General features: G+C 49.6%; 15 protein-coding genes. 5 read left to right on the top strand and 10 right to left on the bottom strand.

The features are described from left to right. Nucleotides 1-46: 46 nt before the first annotated feature. The 4 genes from yiaY to xseB form a co-directional block, all read right to left on the bottom strand. Complete coding sequence (gene yiaY / locus L2725_RS05795; RefSeq protein ID WP_249248112.1) at nt 47-1,195, bottom strand: L-threonine dehydrogenase; 1,149 nt, start codon at nt 1,193-1,195, stop codon at nt 47-49. Between the two features lie 312 nt (nt 1,196-1,507). Further along, nucleotides 1,508-3,382: a 1-deoxy-D-xylulose-5-phosphate synthase gene (dxs, locus tag L2725_RS05790; RefSeq protein ID WP_249248111.1), complete on the bottom strand. Its 1,875-nt coding sequence runs from the start codon at nt 3,380-3,382 to the stop codon at nt 1,508-1,510. Nucleotides 3,383-3,403: 21 nt separating this feature from the next. Beyond that, on the bottom strand, nt 3,404-4,285 hold the full coding sequence (gene ispA, locus L2725_RS05785; protein ID WP_249248110.1) for a (2E,6E)-farnesyl diphosphate synthase: 882 nt from the start codon (nt 4,283-4,285) through the stop codon (nt 3,404-3,406). A 2-nt stretch (nt 4,286-4,287) separates the two neighbouring features. Beyond that, nucleotides 4,288-4,527 carry an exodeoxyribonuclease VII small subunit gene (xseB, locus tag L2725_RS05780; RefSeq protein WP_249248109.1) on the bottom strand — a complete coding sequence of 80 codons (240 nt, stop codon included), beginning with the start codon at nt 4,525-4,527 and terminating at the stop codon, nt 4,288-4,290. 294 nt (nt 4,528-4,821) lie between these two features. Between xseB and pomA the strand changes: the two genes are divergently transcribed. The 3 genes from pomA (at nt 4,822) to thiI (ending at nt 8,140) form a co-directional block, all read left to right on the top strand. After that, nucleotides 4,822-5,589 carry a flagellar motor protein PomA gene (gene pomA, locus L2725_RS05775; RefSeq protein WP_115135679.1) on the top strand — a complete coding sequence of 256 codons (768 nt, stop codon included), beginning with the start codon at nt 4,822-4,824 and terminating at the stop codon, nt 5,587-5,589. 3 nt (nt 5,590-5,592) lie between these two features. Then, a complete protein-coding gene (locus tag L2725_RS05770; RefSeq protein ID WP_249248108.1) occupies nt 5,593-6,525 on the top strand; it encodes a flagellar motor protein MotB in 933 nt (310 codons plus the stop codon). 160 nt (nt 6,526-6,685) lie between these two features. Then, the gene (gene thiI, locus L2725_RS05765) at nt 6,686-8,140 is read left to right on the top strand and encodes a tRNA uracil 4-sulfurtransferase ThiI (protein WP_249248107.1); all 1,455 of its coding nucleotides are present in this window, start codon (nt 6,686-6,688) and stop codon (nt 8,138-8,140) included. Nucleotides 8,141-8,206: 66 nt separating this feature from the next. On the opposite strand, the gene L2725_RS05760 is transcribed toward thiI, so the two are convergent. The 4 genes from L2725_RS05760 to L2725_RS05745 all read right to left on the bottom strand — a co-directional run bounded on the left by L2725_RS05760 (nt 8,207) and on the right by L2725_RS05745 (nt 13,740). Then, the gene (locus L2725_RS05760; protein WP_249248106.1) at nt 8,207-10,405 is read right to left on the bottom strand and encodes a TonB-dependent receptor; all 2,199 of its coding nucleotides are present in this window, start codon (nt 10,403-10,405) and stop codon (nt 8,207-8,209) included. Nucleotides 10,406-10,417: 12 nt separating this feature from the next. Next, entirely contained in the window at nt 10,418-11,770 is a 1,353-nt protein-coding gene (locus tag L2725_RS05755) for an amidase family protein (protein WP_249248104.1), read from the bottom strand. Between the two features lie 433 nt (nt 11,771-12,203). After that, nucleotides 12,204-12,668, bottom strand: a complete 465-nt coding sequence (locus L2725_RS05750) for a MarR family winged helix-turn-helix transcriptional regulator (protein ID WP_249248103.1) — start codon at nt 12,666-12,668, stop codon at nt 12,204-12,206. Nucleotides 12,669-12,777: 109 nt separating this feature from the next. Beyond that, on the bottom strand, nt 12,778-13,740 hold the full coding sequence (locus L2725_RS05745) for an MBL fold metallo-hydrolase (protein ID WP_249248102.1): 963 nt from the start codon (nt 13,738-13,740) through the stop codon (nt 12,778-12,780). Nucleotides 13,741-14,068: 328 nt separating this feature from the next. Here L2725_RS05745 and L2725_RS05740 point away from each other — a divergent pair, with 328 nt between their 5' ends. Together L2725_RS05740 and L2725_RS05735 are read left to right on the top strand one after the other, a co-directional pair. Then, nucleotides 14,069-15,760, top strand: a complete 1,692-nt coding sequence (locus tag L2725_RS05740) for an FAD-dependent oxidoreductase (protein WP_249248101.1) — start codon at nt 14,069-14,071, stop codon at nt 15,758-15,760. Continuing rightward, the gene (locus L2725_RS05735) at nt 15,757-15,969 is read left to right on the top strand and encodes a DUF2783 domain-containing protein (protein WP_249248100.1); all 213 of its coding nucleotides are present in this window, start codon (nt 15,757-15,759) and stop codon (nt 15,967-15,969) included. Before L2725_RS05740 ends, L2725_RS05735 begins: the two co-directional genes overlap by 4 nt. A 156-nt stretch (nt 15,970-16,125) precedes the next feature. Here L2725_RS05735 and L2725_RS05730 read toward each other — a convergent pair whose 3' ends face one another. Both L2725_RS05730 and L2725_RS05725 read right to left on the bottom strand, forming a co-directional pair. After that, nucleotides 16,126-17,466, bottom strand: coding sequence for an MFS transporter (locus tag L2725_RS05730; protein ID WP_249248099.1), 1,341 nt, complete (start codon nt 17,464-17,466; stop codon nt 16,126-16,128). Between the two features lie 257 nt (nt 17,467-17,723). Further along, on the bottom strand, nt 17,724-18,437 hold the full coding sequence (locus L2725_RS05725) for a helix-turn-helix transcriptional regulator (RefSeq protein WP_249248098.1): 714 nt from the start codon (nt 18,435-18,437) through the stop codon (nt 17,724-17,726). Nucleotides 18,438-18,443: the final 6 nt, after the last annotated feature.

The raw sequence follows: 18,443 nt of genomic DNA, 5'->3' as shown, positions 1-18,443 counted from the left end.
AAGAACCCAGCTCAGGCTGGGTTCTTTTTTAGTTGTTTATTTGAAGTTACAGCGCATTTTTGAAGATCTGACAGATCTCTTCATGGGTTGCCTGTTTGGGGTTGGTCAGGCCGCAGGCATCTTTCAGGGCGTTCTCTGCCAGCAGTGGGATATCCGCTTCCTTCACTCCCAGCTCAGTCAGGCTGGCGGGAATATTGATAGAATCAGCCAGAGTCTTAATGGCAGTGATACCAGCCTCGGCACCTTGCTCATCACTCATTTGAGCCACATCTACTCCCATGGCCTTGGCCACATCTTTTAATCGACCCGCAGCGACCTGAGCGTTGTACTCCTGCACATAAGGCAGCAGCAGGGCGTTACAGACACCGTGTGGCAGGTCGTACAAGCCACCCAGTTGGTGCGCCATGGCGTGTACATAACCCAAAGAGGCGTTGTTGAAAGCCATACCTGCGAGGAACTGGGCGTAGGCCATCTGCTCACGGGCATTGATATTACTGCCATCTTTCACCGCGTGCTCCAGATGCTGGTGGATAAGCTCAATGGCCTTGATGGCGCAGGCATCAGTAATCGGGTTGGCGGCAACAGACACATAAGCCTCAATGGCGTGGGTCAGCGCATCCATACCGGTCGCAGCAGTCAGGCTGGCTGGCTTTTTCAGCATCAGCTCTGGGTCGTTGACCGACAATATTGGTGTGGTGTGCTTGTCCACAATGGCCATTTTGATATGACGCTCTTCATCGGTAATGATGCAGAAACGTGTCATCTCACTGGCGGTACCGGCTGTGGTGTTAATGGCAACCAGGGGCATTTGTGGTTTGGCGGATTGGTCTACACCTTCATAATCTTTGATGGAGCCGCCATTGGTGGCCACCAGTGCAATACCTTTGGCGCAGTCGTGTGGAGAGCCGCCGCCGAAGGAGATAACAAAGTCACAGGCATTGGCTTTCAGCAGTGCCAGTCCAGCTTCAACATTGCCGACGGTTGGGTTTGGCTGCACGCCGTCAAACAGAGTGGATTGCACGCCACCTGCGCCCAGCTTTTCAATCAGCTCACCGGCCAGGCCAATATCTACAAGGGGTTTGTCAGTGACGATCAGCGCGTGTTTGAAGCCCAGGGCATTGATGTCGTTGATGGCATCGTCCAGTGCGCCCTGACCCAAAGTGTTCACGGAAGGGATAAAGAATTTAGCGGCCATAGGTCACCTCTCAAGTCAGTAAAAATTCACATAAGTCGTGTCTGACAAAGGGCATTAATAGCCTTGATAAGCAACGAGTTATGCAAACTCTCCTGTTTCGGTTTCTGCTCGTTTCGGTAATAAAATTACCAACCACAGACCGGAATTGATGTGATCTGGCGCAAGAAAAGCGCCGGGCTTTCTGTGAAATCAGTGAAAAGTTGGAACCGGCTTACAAAAAAACGGAAACCTTGCGTTACTTCAGGAAGTTGAAATGTAAATAGAAAACCCGGCAGCGCCGGGTTTTTTAATGGGTGTCTTATCTGAATGAGATCAATCTATAAATGCGCGGATTTGCTGCTCAATACCTTTGGCATCAAGTCCAAGCTCTGTGGTGATCTCTTCCGGTGCACCGTGCTTGATAAATTCATCGGGCAAGCCGATTTGCAGAACCGGCTTGAGCAGACGTTTGCTGGCCATAAACTCCAGCACGCCGCTGCCAGCGCCGCCTTTGATGGCGTTCTCTTCCACTGTGATGACGAAGTCATACTCCGAAGCGAGCTGCTCGGTCAGGGCCTCATCCAGCGGTTTGACAAAACGCATATCGGCCACAGTGGCATCCAGAGCCTCTGCGGCTTCCAGCGCTGCCGCCAGCGTGGTGCCAAAGTTGAGAATGGCAATACGCTTGCCACCTGAGGATTCACGGACGATTCGGCCTTTGCCTATCTCCATGGCGGTCATCTCTTCTACCTGCTCGGCACCTGTGGCACTGCCTCGTGGGTAACGCACGGCAGTAGGGCCATCGTTATAGCAGTAGCCTGTGTAGAGCATCTGACGACATTCGTTTTCGTCACTCGGCGCCATAATCACCATGTTTGGAATACAGCGCATAAAGCTCAGGTCGAATGCACCCTGGTGAGTTGGGCCGTCAGCACCCACAATACCGCCACGGTCGATGGCAAACAGCACTGGCAAACGCTGCAGAGCCACATCGTGGATCAGCTGGTCATAACCGCGCTGCAGGAAGGTGGAGTAGATTGCCACCACAGGTTTAAAGCCTTCACAGGCAAAACCGGCACCCAGAGTGACTGCGTGTTGCTCAGCAATAGCGGCGTCAAAATACTGTTTCGGGAAGCGTTGGGAGAACTCCACCATGCCTGAACCTTCACGCATGGCAGGGGTGATACCCAGCACTTTTTCATCTGTGGCGGCGATATCACACAACCACTTTCCAAACACCTGAGAGAAGGTCGGCTTGCCGGGTTTACTGGCGGGCTTGGCAAAGGTGCTTGGGTCAAACTTGGGCACAGCATGCCAACCGATAGGGTCGCGCTCTGCCGGTTCATAGCCTTTACCCTTTTTGGTCATGATATGCAGGATCTGCGGCCCTTTCAGGTTGCGCATATTGCTCATGGTCTCGACCAGAGCATTCACATCATGGCCGTCGATTGGGCCGATATAGTTGAAGCCCAGCTCTTCAAACAAGGTGCCGGGAACTACCATGCCTTTCAGGTGCTCTTCGGTACGCTTGGCCATCTCTTTGATAACCGGCATACCCTGCAGTACCTTTTTACCGCCTTCACGAATGGTGGTGTAGAAACGACCTGACATCAGTTTAGCCAGGTGGTTGTTCAGAGCACCCACGTTCTCAGAGATGGACATCTCGTTGTCGTTCAGCACGACCAGCATGTCGTTGTGCAGATCACCTGCATGGTTAAGTGCTTCAAACACCATACCGCCGGTCATGGCACCATCACCGATCACGGCGACCACTTTACGACCTTCGCCCTCTTTTTCGGCGGCAACAGCCATTGCCAGCGCCGCAGAGATAGAGGTACCTGAGTGACCCACACTGAAGGTGTCGTATTCACTCTCTTCACGCCATGGGAAAGGGTGCAGGCCGTTCTTCTGACGAATGGTGGGCATGCGGTCACGACGTCCGGTCAAAATCTTGTGGGGGTAAGCCTGATGGCCCACGTCCCAGATCAGACGGTCGAACGGGGTGTTGTATACATAGTGAAGTGCCACAGTCAGTTCGACTGTCCCCAGGCCGGAAGCAAAGTGGCCACTGGAAATGCCCACGGACTTGAGCAGGAATTCACGCAGCTCATCGGCTACCTGAGGCAACACTGATGGGGGCAGCTGTCGCAGCTCGTCCGGGGTGTTGGCCTGTGCCAACAAGGGGTAATGCGATATGTCCAAACTCATAATGAGCAACTTTATCTCTTGTTATACTCTCCGCTCGATAATGTATCGGGCGAAGTCTGCAATTAACTGGCTATTGTACGGCAAAGTTTTCAAGGCTGACAGAGCATCCTCGACCAGCTGTTGTGCCGTCTCCTGCGCACCTTCGAGCCCAAGTAGTTGAGGGAAGGTACTCTTGTCGGACTGGGTATCGGAACCCTGAGGTTTACCCAGTTCTTCAGTGGTGGCCGTGATATCCAGAATGTCGTCCTGCACCTGGAACGCCAGCCCTATGGCATCGGCATATTCCAGCATGGCGGCGCTGTCTTTATCGCTGGCATCGGTACAAATCAGAGCCATTTCTACGGCGCATCGGATCAGTGCGCCTGTCTTTTTATTGTGCAACCGGGTCAGGGTTGCCAAATCAATACGTTTACCTTCACTGGCCAGATCGATTGCCTGTCCGCCACACATGCCCTGATAGCCGGAGGCTTTGGCCAGGGTGGCAACCAGTTTTAACTGCTGCTGTGCAGTCAGGCCTTCAATAGGCTGACTGAGAATATCAAAAGCCAGCGTTTGCAGCGCGTCACCTGCAAGGATGGCACTGGCTTCATCAAAAGCGATATGCACAGTCGGCTGGCCACGTCTTAAGTGATCGTCGTCCATCGCCGGCAGGTCGTCATGGATCAGTGAATAGGCGTGAATACATTCGATGGCTGCAGCGCAGGCGTCGAGTTTGTGCAGGGGCACATTCAACATGGTGCCAACACTGTATACCAGGAAGGGTCTTATTCTTTTACCGCCAATCAAAGCACCATGGGTCATGGCTGCTTTCAGGGTAGCTGCATGGTCATCCAGCCCACTCAGGTGCTGTTTGAGCTGAGCATCAACACGCTGTTGATACTCGATAATGGCATCGGCTAACACGCTTACTCTACCTCGGTGTTGTAGCTCGACAGCGGGGCTTGGTCATCGGGTTGCATCAAAATGGCAACTTGTTGCTGTGCCTGTTCCAGCTTGGTCTGGCTGCTGCGTACCAGGGCTATGCCCCGTTCAAATTGCTTGAGTGCATCGTCCAGCGGGATCTCCCCGCGCTCCAGCTGAGCAACAATCTGCTCCAGCTCGGCAAGGGACTCTTCAAAACTGAGATTTTCCGGTTTTTTGGCCACTTTGTCTTTCCTAATATTCAGGCTTGCACAAGGTATCTCAGGGCGTTGTTTGGGTCAAATCAGGACGTTGGATATTTGCACAACAGCACGCTTTATTGGGGATTTTTTGTTAGAAAAAATAAAAAGAAGCTAAACTTGCCTTGAAGTTGTCCGATAACTGAGAATAGGTGACATCCGGTTAGCGGGCAGAATCAAAGTCAGCATTTGGACTGACAATAACCCGGCTAACGCAGCGGTGGGTGCATTTCAGGGATTCAGGCGCAGGTTTGTGCCTTGTTTATTTAGGAGCGTTAAGTGGATTTAGCAACACTCATCGGCATTCTCGGGGCATTTGGCTTTGTTATCGGCGCTATGGTCAGTAGTGGCGGTCTCTCTATTTTTATCGATGTTCCCTCCATTCTTATCGTAGGCTGTGGTTCCCTTTTCGTTGTAATGATGAAGTTCAATCTGGCATCGGTCATAGGTGCGGGTAAGATTTTCGTCAAGGCCTTTATGTTTAAGCTGGATAAGCCGGAAGAGCTGATCGAACAGTCAGTGAACATGGCTGATGCTGCCCGTAAAGGTGGCTTTCTGGCACTGGAAGAGGCCCAGATTTCCAATCCCTTTATGCAAAGAGCTGTGGACATGCTGGTGGATGGTCACGATGGCGATGTCGTGCGCGAAGCGCTGGAAAAGGATATTGGCCTGACCGAGGAGCGGCACAAGGCGGGTGTAAGCCTGTTCACTGCACTCGGGGATGTGGCACCAGCCATGGGTATGATTGGTACTCTGGTTGGTCTGGTGGCCATGCTGTCAAACATGGATGACCCCAAGTCCATTGGTCCTGCGATGGCGGTTGCATTGTTGACCACACTGTATGGTGCAATGCTGGCAAACATGGTGGCAATTCCCATTGCCGATAAGTTGGCGCTGCGTATGACCGAAGAGGTGATGGTTAAGAACCTGATTATGGACGCGGTACTGGCGATTCAGGACGGCCAGAATCCCCGCGTCATTGAGACCTTCCTCAAGAACTACCTCAACGAAGGTAAGCGGCAAATCGACACGACCGGCGGGGAGTAGATTTTGGCTGAGAAGAAGTGTGATTGTCCCCCACCAGGCGCTCCAATGTGGTTGGCAACCTTTGCTGACCTCATGTCGCTGCTGATGTGCTTCTTCGTACTGCTGCTGGCCTTCTCTGAAATGGACGTGGTTAAGTTCAAACAGATTGCCGGTTCCATGAAGTACGCCTTTGGTGTGCAGAATAAAGTTAACGTTAAGGATATCCCCAAAGGGACTTCGGTGATTGCACTGGAGTTCAGGCCTGGTCGTCCGGACCCCACGCCCATTGAAGTCATTACCCAGCAGACTAACGAGATGACCGAGCAGGTGCTGAACGTACAGGCCGGTGATGACGACAGCAGTGGTGGTATTCAAAGCCAGGATGGTCAGCAAAGGGGCGGTCAATCATCTGCTACATCTGTACAAAGTTCCGCAGCGGCATCAGACAGCCAAACTGAGTCTGAGCAGGAGCAGGTCAACGAGCAGGTGAAGAAGCTGGCTGAGCAGTTGGAAAAAGAGATTATTGATGGCGCGGTGGAGCTGGAGTCTTTGGGGCAACAGATCATTATCCGTATCCGTGAGAAAGGCTCTTTCGCATCCGGCTCAGGCTTCTTGCAGCCAAGAGTTAAGCCTATTATTCGAACCATAGGCGAGACGCTCAAGGATGTTCCCGGCGTGATTACTGTGGCGGGTTACACCGACGATATGGTAATCAGCAATGAGCTCTACAGTTCTAACTGGGATCTGTCGGCAACCCGGGCTGTCTCTGTGGCTCAGGAACTCTCCCGGGTAAGAGGCATTAATCAGGGGCGTATGAAGGTGGTCGGTATGGCCTCCAATAACCCGCTGGTGCCCAATACCTCAGCAGCCAACCGGGCCCGTAACCGCCGGGTGGAAATCGCGATAGAGCAGGGCAAGCCCAAAGAGTCCGATGAAATTTCCGTGCAGGAACCTTAATCTCCATCCCCGCTTTACCAAACAAAACGCTCATCTTTGATGGGCGTTTTTGCTTTTGCCCATTATCGACCAAAATCAAATTGGGTGCGTCACTGTAATCCAATTTGATATAATGGCCGGATTGCTATTTGAAACTGAAACACTGTCCTCGGGATAACCCATGAAGTTTATCGTTAAGTTGTATCCAGAAATCATGATGAAGAGCAAATCGGTAAGGAAACGCTTTACTAAAATGCTTGAAACCAATATCCGCAATGTGCTCAAGAAAATTGATGAAGATATCAAGGTTCAGAACTTGTGGGATAAACTGGTGGTCGTGGTTCCTGCAGACAAAATGGATCTTGTCGATAAAGTTGCTGAGCGTTTGCAGTGTATTCCCGGTATTGCTCACTCGCTTAAAGTGAGTGAATACACCTTTGAGACCATGGATGATATCTACCAGATCGCACTGCCGGTTTATCGTGACCAACTGAAGGGCAAAACCTTTTGTGTGCGTGTAAAGCGCATTGGTCAGCATGACTTTAAATCCATTGAAGTGGAACGCTATGTCGGCGGTGGTCTGAACCAAAACACTGAAGCGGCGGGCGTTAAGCTGAAAGCTCCGGATATGACCATCAATCTGGAAATCGATAAGCAGAAGCTTTATATGGTGGAAGAGCGTGTCCAGGGGTTGGGCGGCTTCCCTATGGCCAGTCAGGAAGATGTACTGTCATTGATCTCTGGTGGTTTTGACTCAGGTGTATCCAGCTTCCAGTTCATCAAGAAGGGCGCTCGTACTCACTACTGTTTCTTTAACCTCGGCGGTGCTCAGCACGAGATTGGAGTGAAGCAGGTGGCTTATCATCTGTGGAAGACCTACGGTGAGTCTCACAAGGTGAAGTTCGTATCTGTGCCTTTCGAGCCAGTAGTTGCAGAGATTCTGGAGCGTATCGATAATGGCCAGATGGGCGTTATCCTCAAGCGTATGATGATGCGTACCGCGGCCCGCGTGGCTGAGCGCATGGGCATTCAGGCGCTGGTAACAGGTGAGAGTCTGGGTCAGGTATCCAGCCAGACCCTGACCAACCTGAACGTTATTGACCGCTGCACTGAACTGCTGATCCTGCGCCCGCTGATCACCATGGACAAGCAGGACATAGTCAACGAAAGCCGCCGTATTGGGACAGAGGATTTTGCCAAATCCATGCCTGAGTACTGTGGTGTGATCTCCCAGCGCCCGACCGTTAAGGCGGTGCTGTCCAAGATTGAAGAAGAAGAGAAAAAGTTTTCTGAAGACCTGATCGACAGGGTTCTGGAAGACGCCAAGATTATCGATATCCGGGAGATTGCTGCCAGCATGGATACCAAAGTCACTGAAACTGAAACTGTTAACGCTGTTGCTGCGCAAGAGATTGTGGTTGATATTCGTGCTCCTGAAGAGGAAGAGAACAACCCGCTGGAGATTGATGGCGTGGAGGTGAAGGTGATTCCTTTCTTCAAGCTGGCCACTCAGTTCGCCGATCTGGACCGCAGCAAAACATACCTGCTGTACTGTGAGCGTGGTGTCATGAGCAAGCTGCAAGCTCTGTACCTGCAAGAGCAGGGCTACGACAACGTTAAGGTTTATCGCCCATAAAGGCTGCTTAACAAATAATAAGGGATGACACTTTGGTCATCCCTTTTTTATGTGCCGAAACGGATGCTACATCTGCCAGGACACGCTAACTCCATACATTCTGGGCTCTCCGTACACTGCCACAACGCTTGATGCGACGGTATAAAGGTGCGTGATATAAGCTTCATCAGCCAGGTTCTTACCCCATACAGAGACTTTCCAGTCATCATTTGCTGAGTGCCAGGTTACGCTCGCATCAATCAGGTCAAACGCAGGTTGAATCGCGTAAGGCTCTAGTTCACCACGTTGGTCGTCGGTAAATCTGTAGCTGATGTTGGTGGTAAAATAGGCCCCTGAGTCGAGATCCAGGTAGTGTTCAAGATTGATTGAATACTTGTTTTTGGGAGTTCTCAACATTTCCTGGCCGGATTGATTGGGATACGCGGAGTTGGGCACGACAGTGTCTACGAATTTACTGTCCATATAACCATAGAAGCCAAAGATTTTAAGGTCTTCAATGGGGATCCAGGCAAACTCCAGTTCAACCCCGGTCAACTCTGCATCACCCGCATTAAAGGTATTGAATACACCAAATGAATCACCGGCATCCCTTGGGCCAAAACTCTGGATTTGCAGATCTTTATATTTGGTATGGAATACAGTGGTGTTTAATCTGAAGGTATCTGTGATATCTGATTTTATCCCGAGCTCAATGTTGTCAGCTTTTTCAGGATTGAGCGCTTTAGTGTCTTCAATTGACTGAGGTGCTGCCGGGAAGCCACCGCTTTTGAAGCCCCGGGCATAACTGAGATAAGTGGTGATATCGTCACTGACTTCATATTTGAGTGCGACTTTGGGCGTAAATGCGCTCCAACTCTCTTTCAATCTTACGGGGGTGTCGGTTCCAAAGTTTTCGTTGATAATAACGAAGTTGCCAGCAATAGCCTGGTTGTCTATGGTTTTGGTCTCGTACGAGTAGCGACCACCGAGAGTCAGGATCCAATCATCAGTAAAATTCCAGTCGCCCTGGCCGAAAATGGCATAACTTTCCGTTTTATTGACCTGACGATAGTAGTCACTGCCATCTGTTGCCAGGGTACAGTCACTGCCAACGGAAAGGTCAAAACACTCTGAGCGATCTGTATTTTCCGTCATATACCAAAGTCCACTGACGTACTTGAAGGAGTCCAGTTCACTTACCCAGCGGAACTCTTGAGAAAACTGATCACTTGTTTCATAAATATCGTCGATTAACGCCAAAGCCGGGCTGCCAGTTGAATCCATATTCCAATCTGATTTACTGTCCCGGTAAGCCGAGATTGAAATCAGTTGACCAGCATCGAAGTCCCAGGTGAGCTTTGCACTCAGGCCATAGGCGGTCTGCTTTGAGTAACCATCGATTGCACCAGCGGCGCAAAATGGTGCTCCTTCGGGACAGACTGCAGCATAGCTTGGGTACCATATGGCCGGGTCCAATTCATCGCCGGTATCCACGGGGATTCGTGCCATGTCTTCGACATTTAACCTGGAATAGTCAGCACTTAATAATGTTTGAAAATCGCTGTTGTCGAACAACAGCTGTCCCCGCACCGCAAAGACATCATTGTCCTTCTGCTTCTTGTCGAGCGTCACGTTATTGACCCAACCATCATTGACCCGGTTGGAAAAACTCAATTTACCAGCGATGTTTTCCGACAGCGGGCCGCTGATAAATCCTGCAGTATCAAAGCGAGAGTAGTTACCAATATTGAGCTTTAGTTTGGCTTCCAACTCATCGAGATTGGGTAACTTGGAGATAATATTGATGGCGCCGCCAATGGTGTTTTTACCATAAAGTGTCCCTTGTGGACCCCGCAGCACCTCAATTCGCTCAATATCAAACATCTCAGGATTAACATTGGAAACTCTGCCCAGGTAAACATCATCGATAAAGACAGCGACTGAATTGTCTGTACCCGCGCCGTCATCATTGGAGGAGGCACCTCTTAAACTGATGATGTTCTGACCCGGGGAGAAGGGACTGAATGTGAGACCCGGGACCCGGGTTGCAATGGTATTGAGGTTATGAACGTCTTGCCTTTCTATCATATCTGCATTCATTGCAGTAACTGCCACTGGCACCTTTTGGACGCTTTCGTCCCGACGCTGTGCGGTGACAGTAATGGTTTCCAATGCTGCTTTGGGCTCTTCTGTGTTTTCCTGGGTATTCTCTTCCTGGCCGCTGACCGCATTGCTCCATAACCACAGGAACATCAGGGGCGGGATAGCTTTAGCGCTGTAAAACATGTCACTTTCCTCTTAGTCGTTATTTGTTGACAGCAGGGTTTCGATTAACAGAGCCACAGCCAGCAGGTGGCGGTCTGAACCCGCAGCACCATCCAGTTCTACGCTGAGCGGCAAATTGTTATCTGTTTTACCTATAGGGAGCGCGATTCCGGGGATCCCGGCATTGCTCGCTGGATCTGTATTTCTGATATAGGTTGTGAAGGTCGGTCTCATCTCGCCGTTCACTGATACATGGGTTACAGAATCGGCGATGGTGTCAGCCGGTCTAGAGGTTGTGGGGAAAATGAGGGCATCTAATTTATTGTCATCAAACAACTGTTGATAAAGTTGCTGCAACTTTGGCCTGTAGACCTCAATAGCTTCCCTGTATACGGTTTCTGGTGTGGGTTCGCTGTAAAGACCTGAGACTAATCCACGCACATCTTCGCTGCTGATTTGCGAGATAAAATCCTCCAACCCCATGGATGGCAAGCGTTGCTCGACGATTGCTTTGATATGCCGGGCTGATTCATACATGACGACCGGAAAACTGACGTGATTATTCAGCTCTTCGAGACCGGCAACGTCCACGGGAACCAGGGTGATACCTGACTGTGCCAACAGTTCCAACAGGCTTGTCATCGCCGCATCGACTTCCGGTGACAGCTCGTCATAAAAGTAGCTGTCTGGCACCCCCAGACGCACATCATTGACGTCTGGCACGGGCAGAGAGAGGTCGGATTCCCCCGCCAGTACTGAATCCAGTTTGGCGACAGTGGACACATCTTTTGCCAGCGGGCCGACTGTGTCGCGAGTTTCAGATATGAGTATCAGACCATCGTTGGGGTAACGTCCCGTCGTTGGACGAAAACCGACGATGCCATTCAAGGCCGCTGGAATACGGGATGACCCACCGGTATCTGTGCCCAGACCTGCATCAGCCAGGCCGAGTGCTATAGCCACAGCGGTACCGCCACTACTTCCGCCTGCGAAATAAAGGGGATTGTGGGCATTGGCTACCGCGCCAAATGCCGGGTTGATACTTGTGATGCCGTATGCAAGTTCATGCATGTTCGCCTTACCATTAATGACGGCGCCGGCATTTTTCACTCTACTGACAACGCTTGCATCTTTACCGGGGACATTGCTCAGTAATGCCCTGGTGCCTGCGGTGGTCGGCATGCCTGCTACATCGATATTGTCTTTAACGGCCAGGGTCATTCCCTGCAGAGGTAACTCACTTTGCTTAAAGGGGAGTGAGCTATCTGGCACCCCTTGATAGGTGATATAGGCCCAATGTTGTTGGTACGCTTCGGCACGCAGATATTGAGTTTGGATTTTCTCTTTAAAAGCCTGCTCTGGATTAGTTGTTTGTGTTGTATCCATTACCTTGGTCTCTGAGGCTTTTTGGGACTGAGTTGTGCAACCCAACAGTAAGAAACACAATAAAATCAGATGATATTGCTTGTTGTTCTTCAGCACCCTAAATCCTCTTGGTTATCGTTAAACAGTGATATGCCTTGGGATGAACCATTATTAGCAGGTGATGAAAATGACCTATATCCTCACGATTGATGAGAAAGTTGAGTGCGGTGCGGTGCGGTGCGGGATGAGGTGAGGGCAGGGTTTACTGCTCAGATAATCCAATATGGATAGCGTAAAATGAGTCGAGCGGGGAATAGGGATAATTGGTTAATCTGCCTGTACAGGACGTGGGAGTGTTAACTAGCTGACATGAGTAAGCAGATTCGGCCCTCCACCTTAGGTTTTGGGCAATCATTCAGGCGATATAACGAGTTCACATGCATTTTTGAACATGCTAATCGTCTGAATTTGATAAGTCTGCAGCTTTAACATCGAGCTTTTCCAGAATACGGAGCAAATCCCTGTATTCGGTAATACTGAGCGAGCTGAGTAATTCAGATTCCCATTCCAAAGCAATGGGGACCAGTTGGTTATATAACTCCAGTCCTTTTTTTGTCAGCGACAGCTGACAAACCCTTTTGTCTTGCTGGGTTGAACGTACCAATAAGCCCTTATCTTCGAGCTGTTTGACCGCTCTGGACACCTTTGATTTATCCATAAAGGTAATACGTCCAATTAACTTACTGTTCAGGCCATCTTGCTCAGCGAGTCTTGCCAGTATCCGCCACTCCGGAATAGACAATCCGAAGGTGTCACGATAGATCTTCGAACACGCCGTACTGACGGTGTCAGCGAGGTTCGCAAGGCGGTAGGGGATGAAATGATGAAGTAATAAGCTTGGTTGTTGTTTCTCATTCATTTTCAGTTGATTACTCAAAATTGGGTGTCTGTATTGGCCACTGACAAACTCTGCCAGTGATTAAATAATTGAGTGTCAGCCAAATCAGTACATGGGTCTGAGACCTGCATCAGTCTTGCAGCGCATCCCACACTTCCCGATCTTTTTCTGCTGTCCAAATCTGTGGCCAGTCAATACCATCAAATTCGTCCCACAATCGTTTTACGTCGAATGGAAGGCAGTGTTCGAATATGGGCCATTGCCCAAATTGGGGCTCTAAATGTCTGTGAGTTTCCAGAAACGCCTCTTTTAGCGTGCCACCACGTTTATGGACTGCGCCCACTTTGTTAATCATATCCTTGAGAAATTGTCTGGTTTGTTCAATAGCGGCGTTAACGTTTGCATTGCCTCTGACAACCGCTCCTCTTCCCCCTATCAGAGTTTCAGCTTGATAGGATTGCACTTTGTCCAGGGTGCCTGTAGACCAGTCGAAATGGAATGCATCTCCTGTGTATAACGCTGCTTGAGCTTCGACCAAGTCCCCTGCGAATAAAATTTTGTGCTTAGGCAACCAGGCGACAATATCACCGGCAGTATGGCCACGCCCGCAGTATTCAAGAACCAGGCTACCTCTGTCTCCGCCAAGGGGGATCTCCATCCTGTCATTGAACACGATATCCGGATGCGTCAGGCCAGGGATCTCTTCAGGCTGCCTGAATAACCGTGGCATACGGCCGTACTCACTGGCCCAATCTTGCTCGCCCCGCTCTTCTATCAGATATTTTGTCTGTTCGTGGGCAAGAATAGATTGGGCATTAAATGCACAAGCCCCCAGGACCCGGACCGCATGATAATGGGACAAGACCAGATATTTCACTGGCTTTTGGGTATGTTGTCTCAGGATGTCGAGCCAATCTCTCGCTGCTTTAGGAGTCGCTCTGGCTTCAAATGCAATAATGAAGTCTTCAGCTTCGATGGCGCCAATATTTGGATCACCTTCTGCGGTAAGTGCATAGACCCCCTCTGCCAGCACTTCCAGTGATTCCCGCTTTTCTCCCAAATCTGCTGATGATGCGAAAGGCTTGCTTGTCATAATCTGCTCTCCGGTTAGGTTAAGGTGGCAATCTAAACCTAACATGAAAATTCTCATTTGAAACCAGTTTGTCTTTGTTACCCAAATAAAGTCCGACTGTTTGGCCTGTATCGCTTTTTCGTTTTAACACTGTTTATTCGTACGTTTGACGTCTTTAAGTATTGTATTTGTTAGCTTTGCTGTGTTCTTGAATGCCGTTAAGTGGATTGGCACTGCTTGAGCTAATTGTGGAAGGGATGAATTAAGCTAAATTTAGCACTTGATAATATGCATCAACCGGTATTAATTTAGTTTCAGTTGAGAATTGTTTTTTGTGGTGTGATAGACCATGCAAACCACTTTTGAAAATCCGAGATACCCCTTCAAACATCACAGTGATTTGAACCAGGGCACTGCAGTGCATCACCCTGTGGTCATTGTCGGCGCGGGACCGACAGGGTTGGCTATGGGACTGGATTTAGCCATGCAGGGCATTCCAAGTGTCATTCTTGATGATAACAACACTGTCAGTGTAGGGTCCCGTGCCATCTGTTTCGCCAAACGAACATTGGAAATCCTCAACCGTTACCGCTGCGTTTCTCCTATGTTGGAGAAAGGGGTGACCTGGAAAAAGGGTAAGGTTTTTTTCCAGCAAGATCTGGTATATGAATTTGACCTGTTGCCAGAGAAGAAACACAAACTGCCGGCCTTCATTAACTTGCAGCAGTATTATCTGGAACAATATCTGGTGGAGTTTATCGATACTCAGCAGCAGGTAGATTTACGTTGGCTGAATCGGGTTACTGAAGTGACGCCCGGGGTGAAAGGTAACAGGCTTAAGGTGGAAACTCCGGAAGGGAGTTATGTCTTAACCTGTGACTATATGTTGGTGGCCGATGGCGCCAATAGTCCGATAAGAAAACAACTGGGACTGGAGAGTCGCGGGCAGGTTTTCAAAGATAGATTCTTAATTGCTGATGTGCTTATGCAGGCTGAATTTCCCACTGAGCGTTGGTTTTGGTTCGACCCGCCATTTCATCCTAACCAGTCAGCGTTACTCCATCGTCAAGCGGATGATGTCTGGCGGATTGACCTGCAATTGGGATGGGATGCTGATCCTCAGAGGGAGGTGCTGGAAGCCAATATCCGTCCACGCCTTGAAGCTATGTTGGGTGAGGATGTCGATTTTCAGCTGGAGTGGGCCAGTGTTTATACCTTTCAATGCCGAAAACTGGACAGTTTTATACATGATAGAGTGATATTTCTTGGAGACGCGGCCCATCAGGTCAGTCCATTCGGTGCAAGAGGGGCAAATGGTGCAATACAATCAGTGGATAATCTGGGGTGGAAGCTGGCATCAGTGCTTAAGCAGCAGGGGCCTACAACATTATTGAAAACCTATGATATCGAACGCCAAATGGCCGCAGATGAAAATATACTTAACTCCACCCGCGCCACCGATTTCATCACACCCAAGAATAAAATCAGCCGGGTTTTCAGAGATGCCACACTGCAGTTGGCAAAAGACTATGAGTTTGCCCGAACTTTGGTTAACAGCGGGCGGTTATCCACACCTGCCCGCTATCTCGACTCGCCTCTTAACACTTTGGATGATGAAGAGGCTTTTGATGGCGGTGTTGCGCCGGGCTCTGCAGCACTTGATGCACCTATCATCATTGGTGACAAGACCTCCTGGCTGATTGATATCCTGGGCACCCGTTTTACCCTGTTAATCGCAATAGACAAGACAGATATTTCCCGGGTGGGTGAGTCTCTCCCAGAGCTGTTGCAATCGGTTGGGGTTGATTTAGTGCCTATTTTTTTATTTTCGGAATCTACAGATTTGGAGGTTCCCAAGGGGGCAATGTGTATCTGCGATCCCTGGGGATATGTGGCGCAGAGGTACCAACTTGAGCCTGGTACCTGCTATCTGTTCCGGCCGGATCAGGTGGTGGCAGGTCGTTGGCGAGAGTTTACAAGTGACAGCCTGATATCGGCCGTGAACAGAGCCTTGGGATTTGATATGGAGGTGATGCCATGAAGCTGGTTACACAAGTTAACTTCACTGATGGTGACAGCTTTTATGAAGCTCTGATGGCGCTGCATCGTTCACTGGATGACAGCCAAAGCCTGGAGGTCAATGCTCGATTAATCCTGCTGATGGCCAATCATATTGGTGATAATCAGGTATTAAAGGAAGCTCTCGAGATTGCTGGTCAATCGGTGACAGCCAGCCACCAAAGCCAATAGATTAAAGGATGCCCTTATATAACAAGAGCGTTATGACCAACTCCTGACTGCTTTGACAATAAGCTCAGGTCGACGTATTGGAGTATGAGCTCTTGATTGAGGTCGGAGAACCCCTGACGCTGATGCTGAACGTTCAACAGATTCAGGGATACTCGGTTACCTGACTTTTAGCTTGTACGCAAACAGGCCTGCAATACTCAGCGGGATGGCGAACAGAATAAAGTTCCATTCCATTGAGACTGAAGCTGCAATCAGCAAACCGCCGACATAAGGCCCTACCACGGCACCAAACCGCCCAAGACCAATGGCCCAGCCTACGCCTGTTGCTCTGATTTCTACCGGATAAAGCTTGGCAGCAATGGCATACAGCCCGGTGAAGCCTCCTTGTAAAAGAAATCCCAGCACAAACAGATAACCAAGAAACAGCTCCGGACTGGTGAACAACTTAATCGCTGTCATCCCCACTGCAGCCACAAGCAAAAAAATGGCAATTAATACAGATAGAGCCAGACGGCGGGTAAAGAAGCCCAGGGTAAGAATGCCAATCGCGCCGCCACCATTTAAGGCGATAGATGCGTAAATGCCCATTGATTCACTCAGTCCAGAGTTGATCACCAATTTGGGTAACCAACTCATCAGGAAATAAAGGCAAATAAAGCAAAAGAAAAAAGTGGCCCAGAGTGTCAGGGTTTTCCCCCGGAATTCTGCATTAAGTAGCCCGAAGGCATTGCTTGGCTGAGCCGATTTCTGATGCTGCATGTTACTAATGGCCTGGATGTCAGCATAGGAGTTCAGCGAAGGTTCTCCCAATTTTTTTAGTAGCTTATTTAACCGAACCAGGTTGGTCGGTGTTTGTTTGGTCTGCAGGAACTCCAATGATTCAGGTATAAAGGCGATAGCTAACATCATCAGTATCAGAGTGAGAGAGCCTCCGGCAATAAACACCGCTGGCCAGCCATAATCAGCCAATAATGGGGCAGCCACAAACCCACCCATGGATGCACCAGCTGGGTAACCAGCGACAATGGCCATGACAGCAAAGCTGGCTCTGGCTTTTGGAGTATATTCACTCACCAGTACAGTTACATTGGCAAGCATGGCACCTACGCCCAACCCAGTAATAAGGCGAAGTAATATCATGCTCCACAAGGATGTCGACAAAGCTGTCAATAAGACACTGATACCGATAATGCCGAGCCAGACAATGATGGTTGGACGCCGGCCGAATGCGTCACTGAGAGGAGTAAGGGCAGTGGCTCCCAACATCATACCTGCCAGTGTGACGCTGAACAGCAGCCCCAATTTATCTTCAGAAAGCTGTAATTCTTCCCCGACGTGATGCGCAGCATAGGCCATCGCAGTCACATCGAATCCATCCAGGATGTTGATACAGACCGCAAGCACCAGAATTATCCATTGGAAATACCTTATGGGCTTGCTATCAATGAGTTGTGCTTTGAGTGTGGGATGACTAAGTTCGGCTGATGTTTGAACCATGGTTTACCCTTATTTTTATGTTGTTATATATAGCGCGCACATTTGAATCTCAGCCTGAGTGGCCACCTTGAAAAATACAGCTTCAGGCTGTCTTATGATGTGGAGCCGGGGGCGTGTAAAACATCCTGACGATTGATGAGTTTTTGCAGCACAGCTGGGGAAGCTCCGAAAAGGGGATGCGAATCTATAGCCTGCTGTATCGTTACCATGTCGACGACGCAAGGCTCAGTAACAAACAGGGAGCTGTTCCCGTTTAGTTAGTGATTTAGCTGTGCTATCAGTTCTGTTCGGCTGTGGACATCAGCCTTGCTGTATACGGATCGAATATGAGAGCGAATCGTTGTGACCGAGAGATGCATTGCCCTGGCGATGCTTTTATCATTCAGTCCTGACTTGAGGTAATTGACCACTGTCTGTTCCTTTGGCGTCAGTTGCCACTCAATCATGGGGGATGACTTGGTGGTTTGCTCTCCCATCAGTTGAAAATGTGGCAGAAGCAGGTCAAGTTGCATCAGCTGCTTCTTATCAAAGTCACCTTTGCGTTTGCTTCTCCATAATCTCAAATCAAACTTGTGGTGCAGACCATCATAGACGTGAAGGTTTATCCCATAACAGAGTCCATCAGCCTGAAGAAAGTCGTTATAGAATTCACTTTTAATAAGCCTGTCCCGGGAGATGACTTCATTGACAGACACAGCTCGATGATACCGTCTCAGCTGCTTGGTGATGGGATCGCAATATTGGAAATATTGTTGATAGTCCTCAATATTTTTGTCAGACATATTCTCGTATACGGTATCAGTATCCGTGCCCCTGGCTTGGTCCCAGTGGCAGGATGCGCCGTGATCAGCACCCACACAATGCATCACCTTTTGCAGTATTGTTTTCCTGCTTGATTGGCTTATACCTTGCGAGCTGATGTACTGTACCAGCGACATCATGTTTCTAAGCTCTTGTTGTGAGACATACATGCTAGC

Source organism: Shewanella corallii, assembly GCF_023349125.1.
Taxonomy (GTDB): Bacteria; Pseudomonadota; Gammaproteobacteria; order Enterobacterales; family Shewanellaceae; genus Shewanella; species Shewanella corallii.
This window is presented reverse-complemented; position numbering and strand designations above follow the sequence as displayed.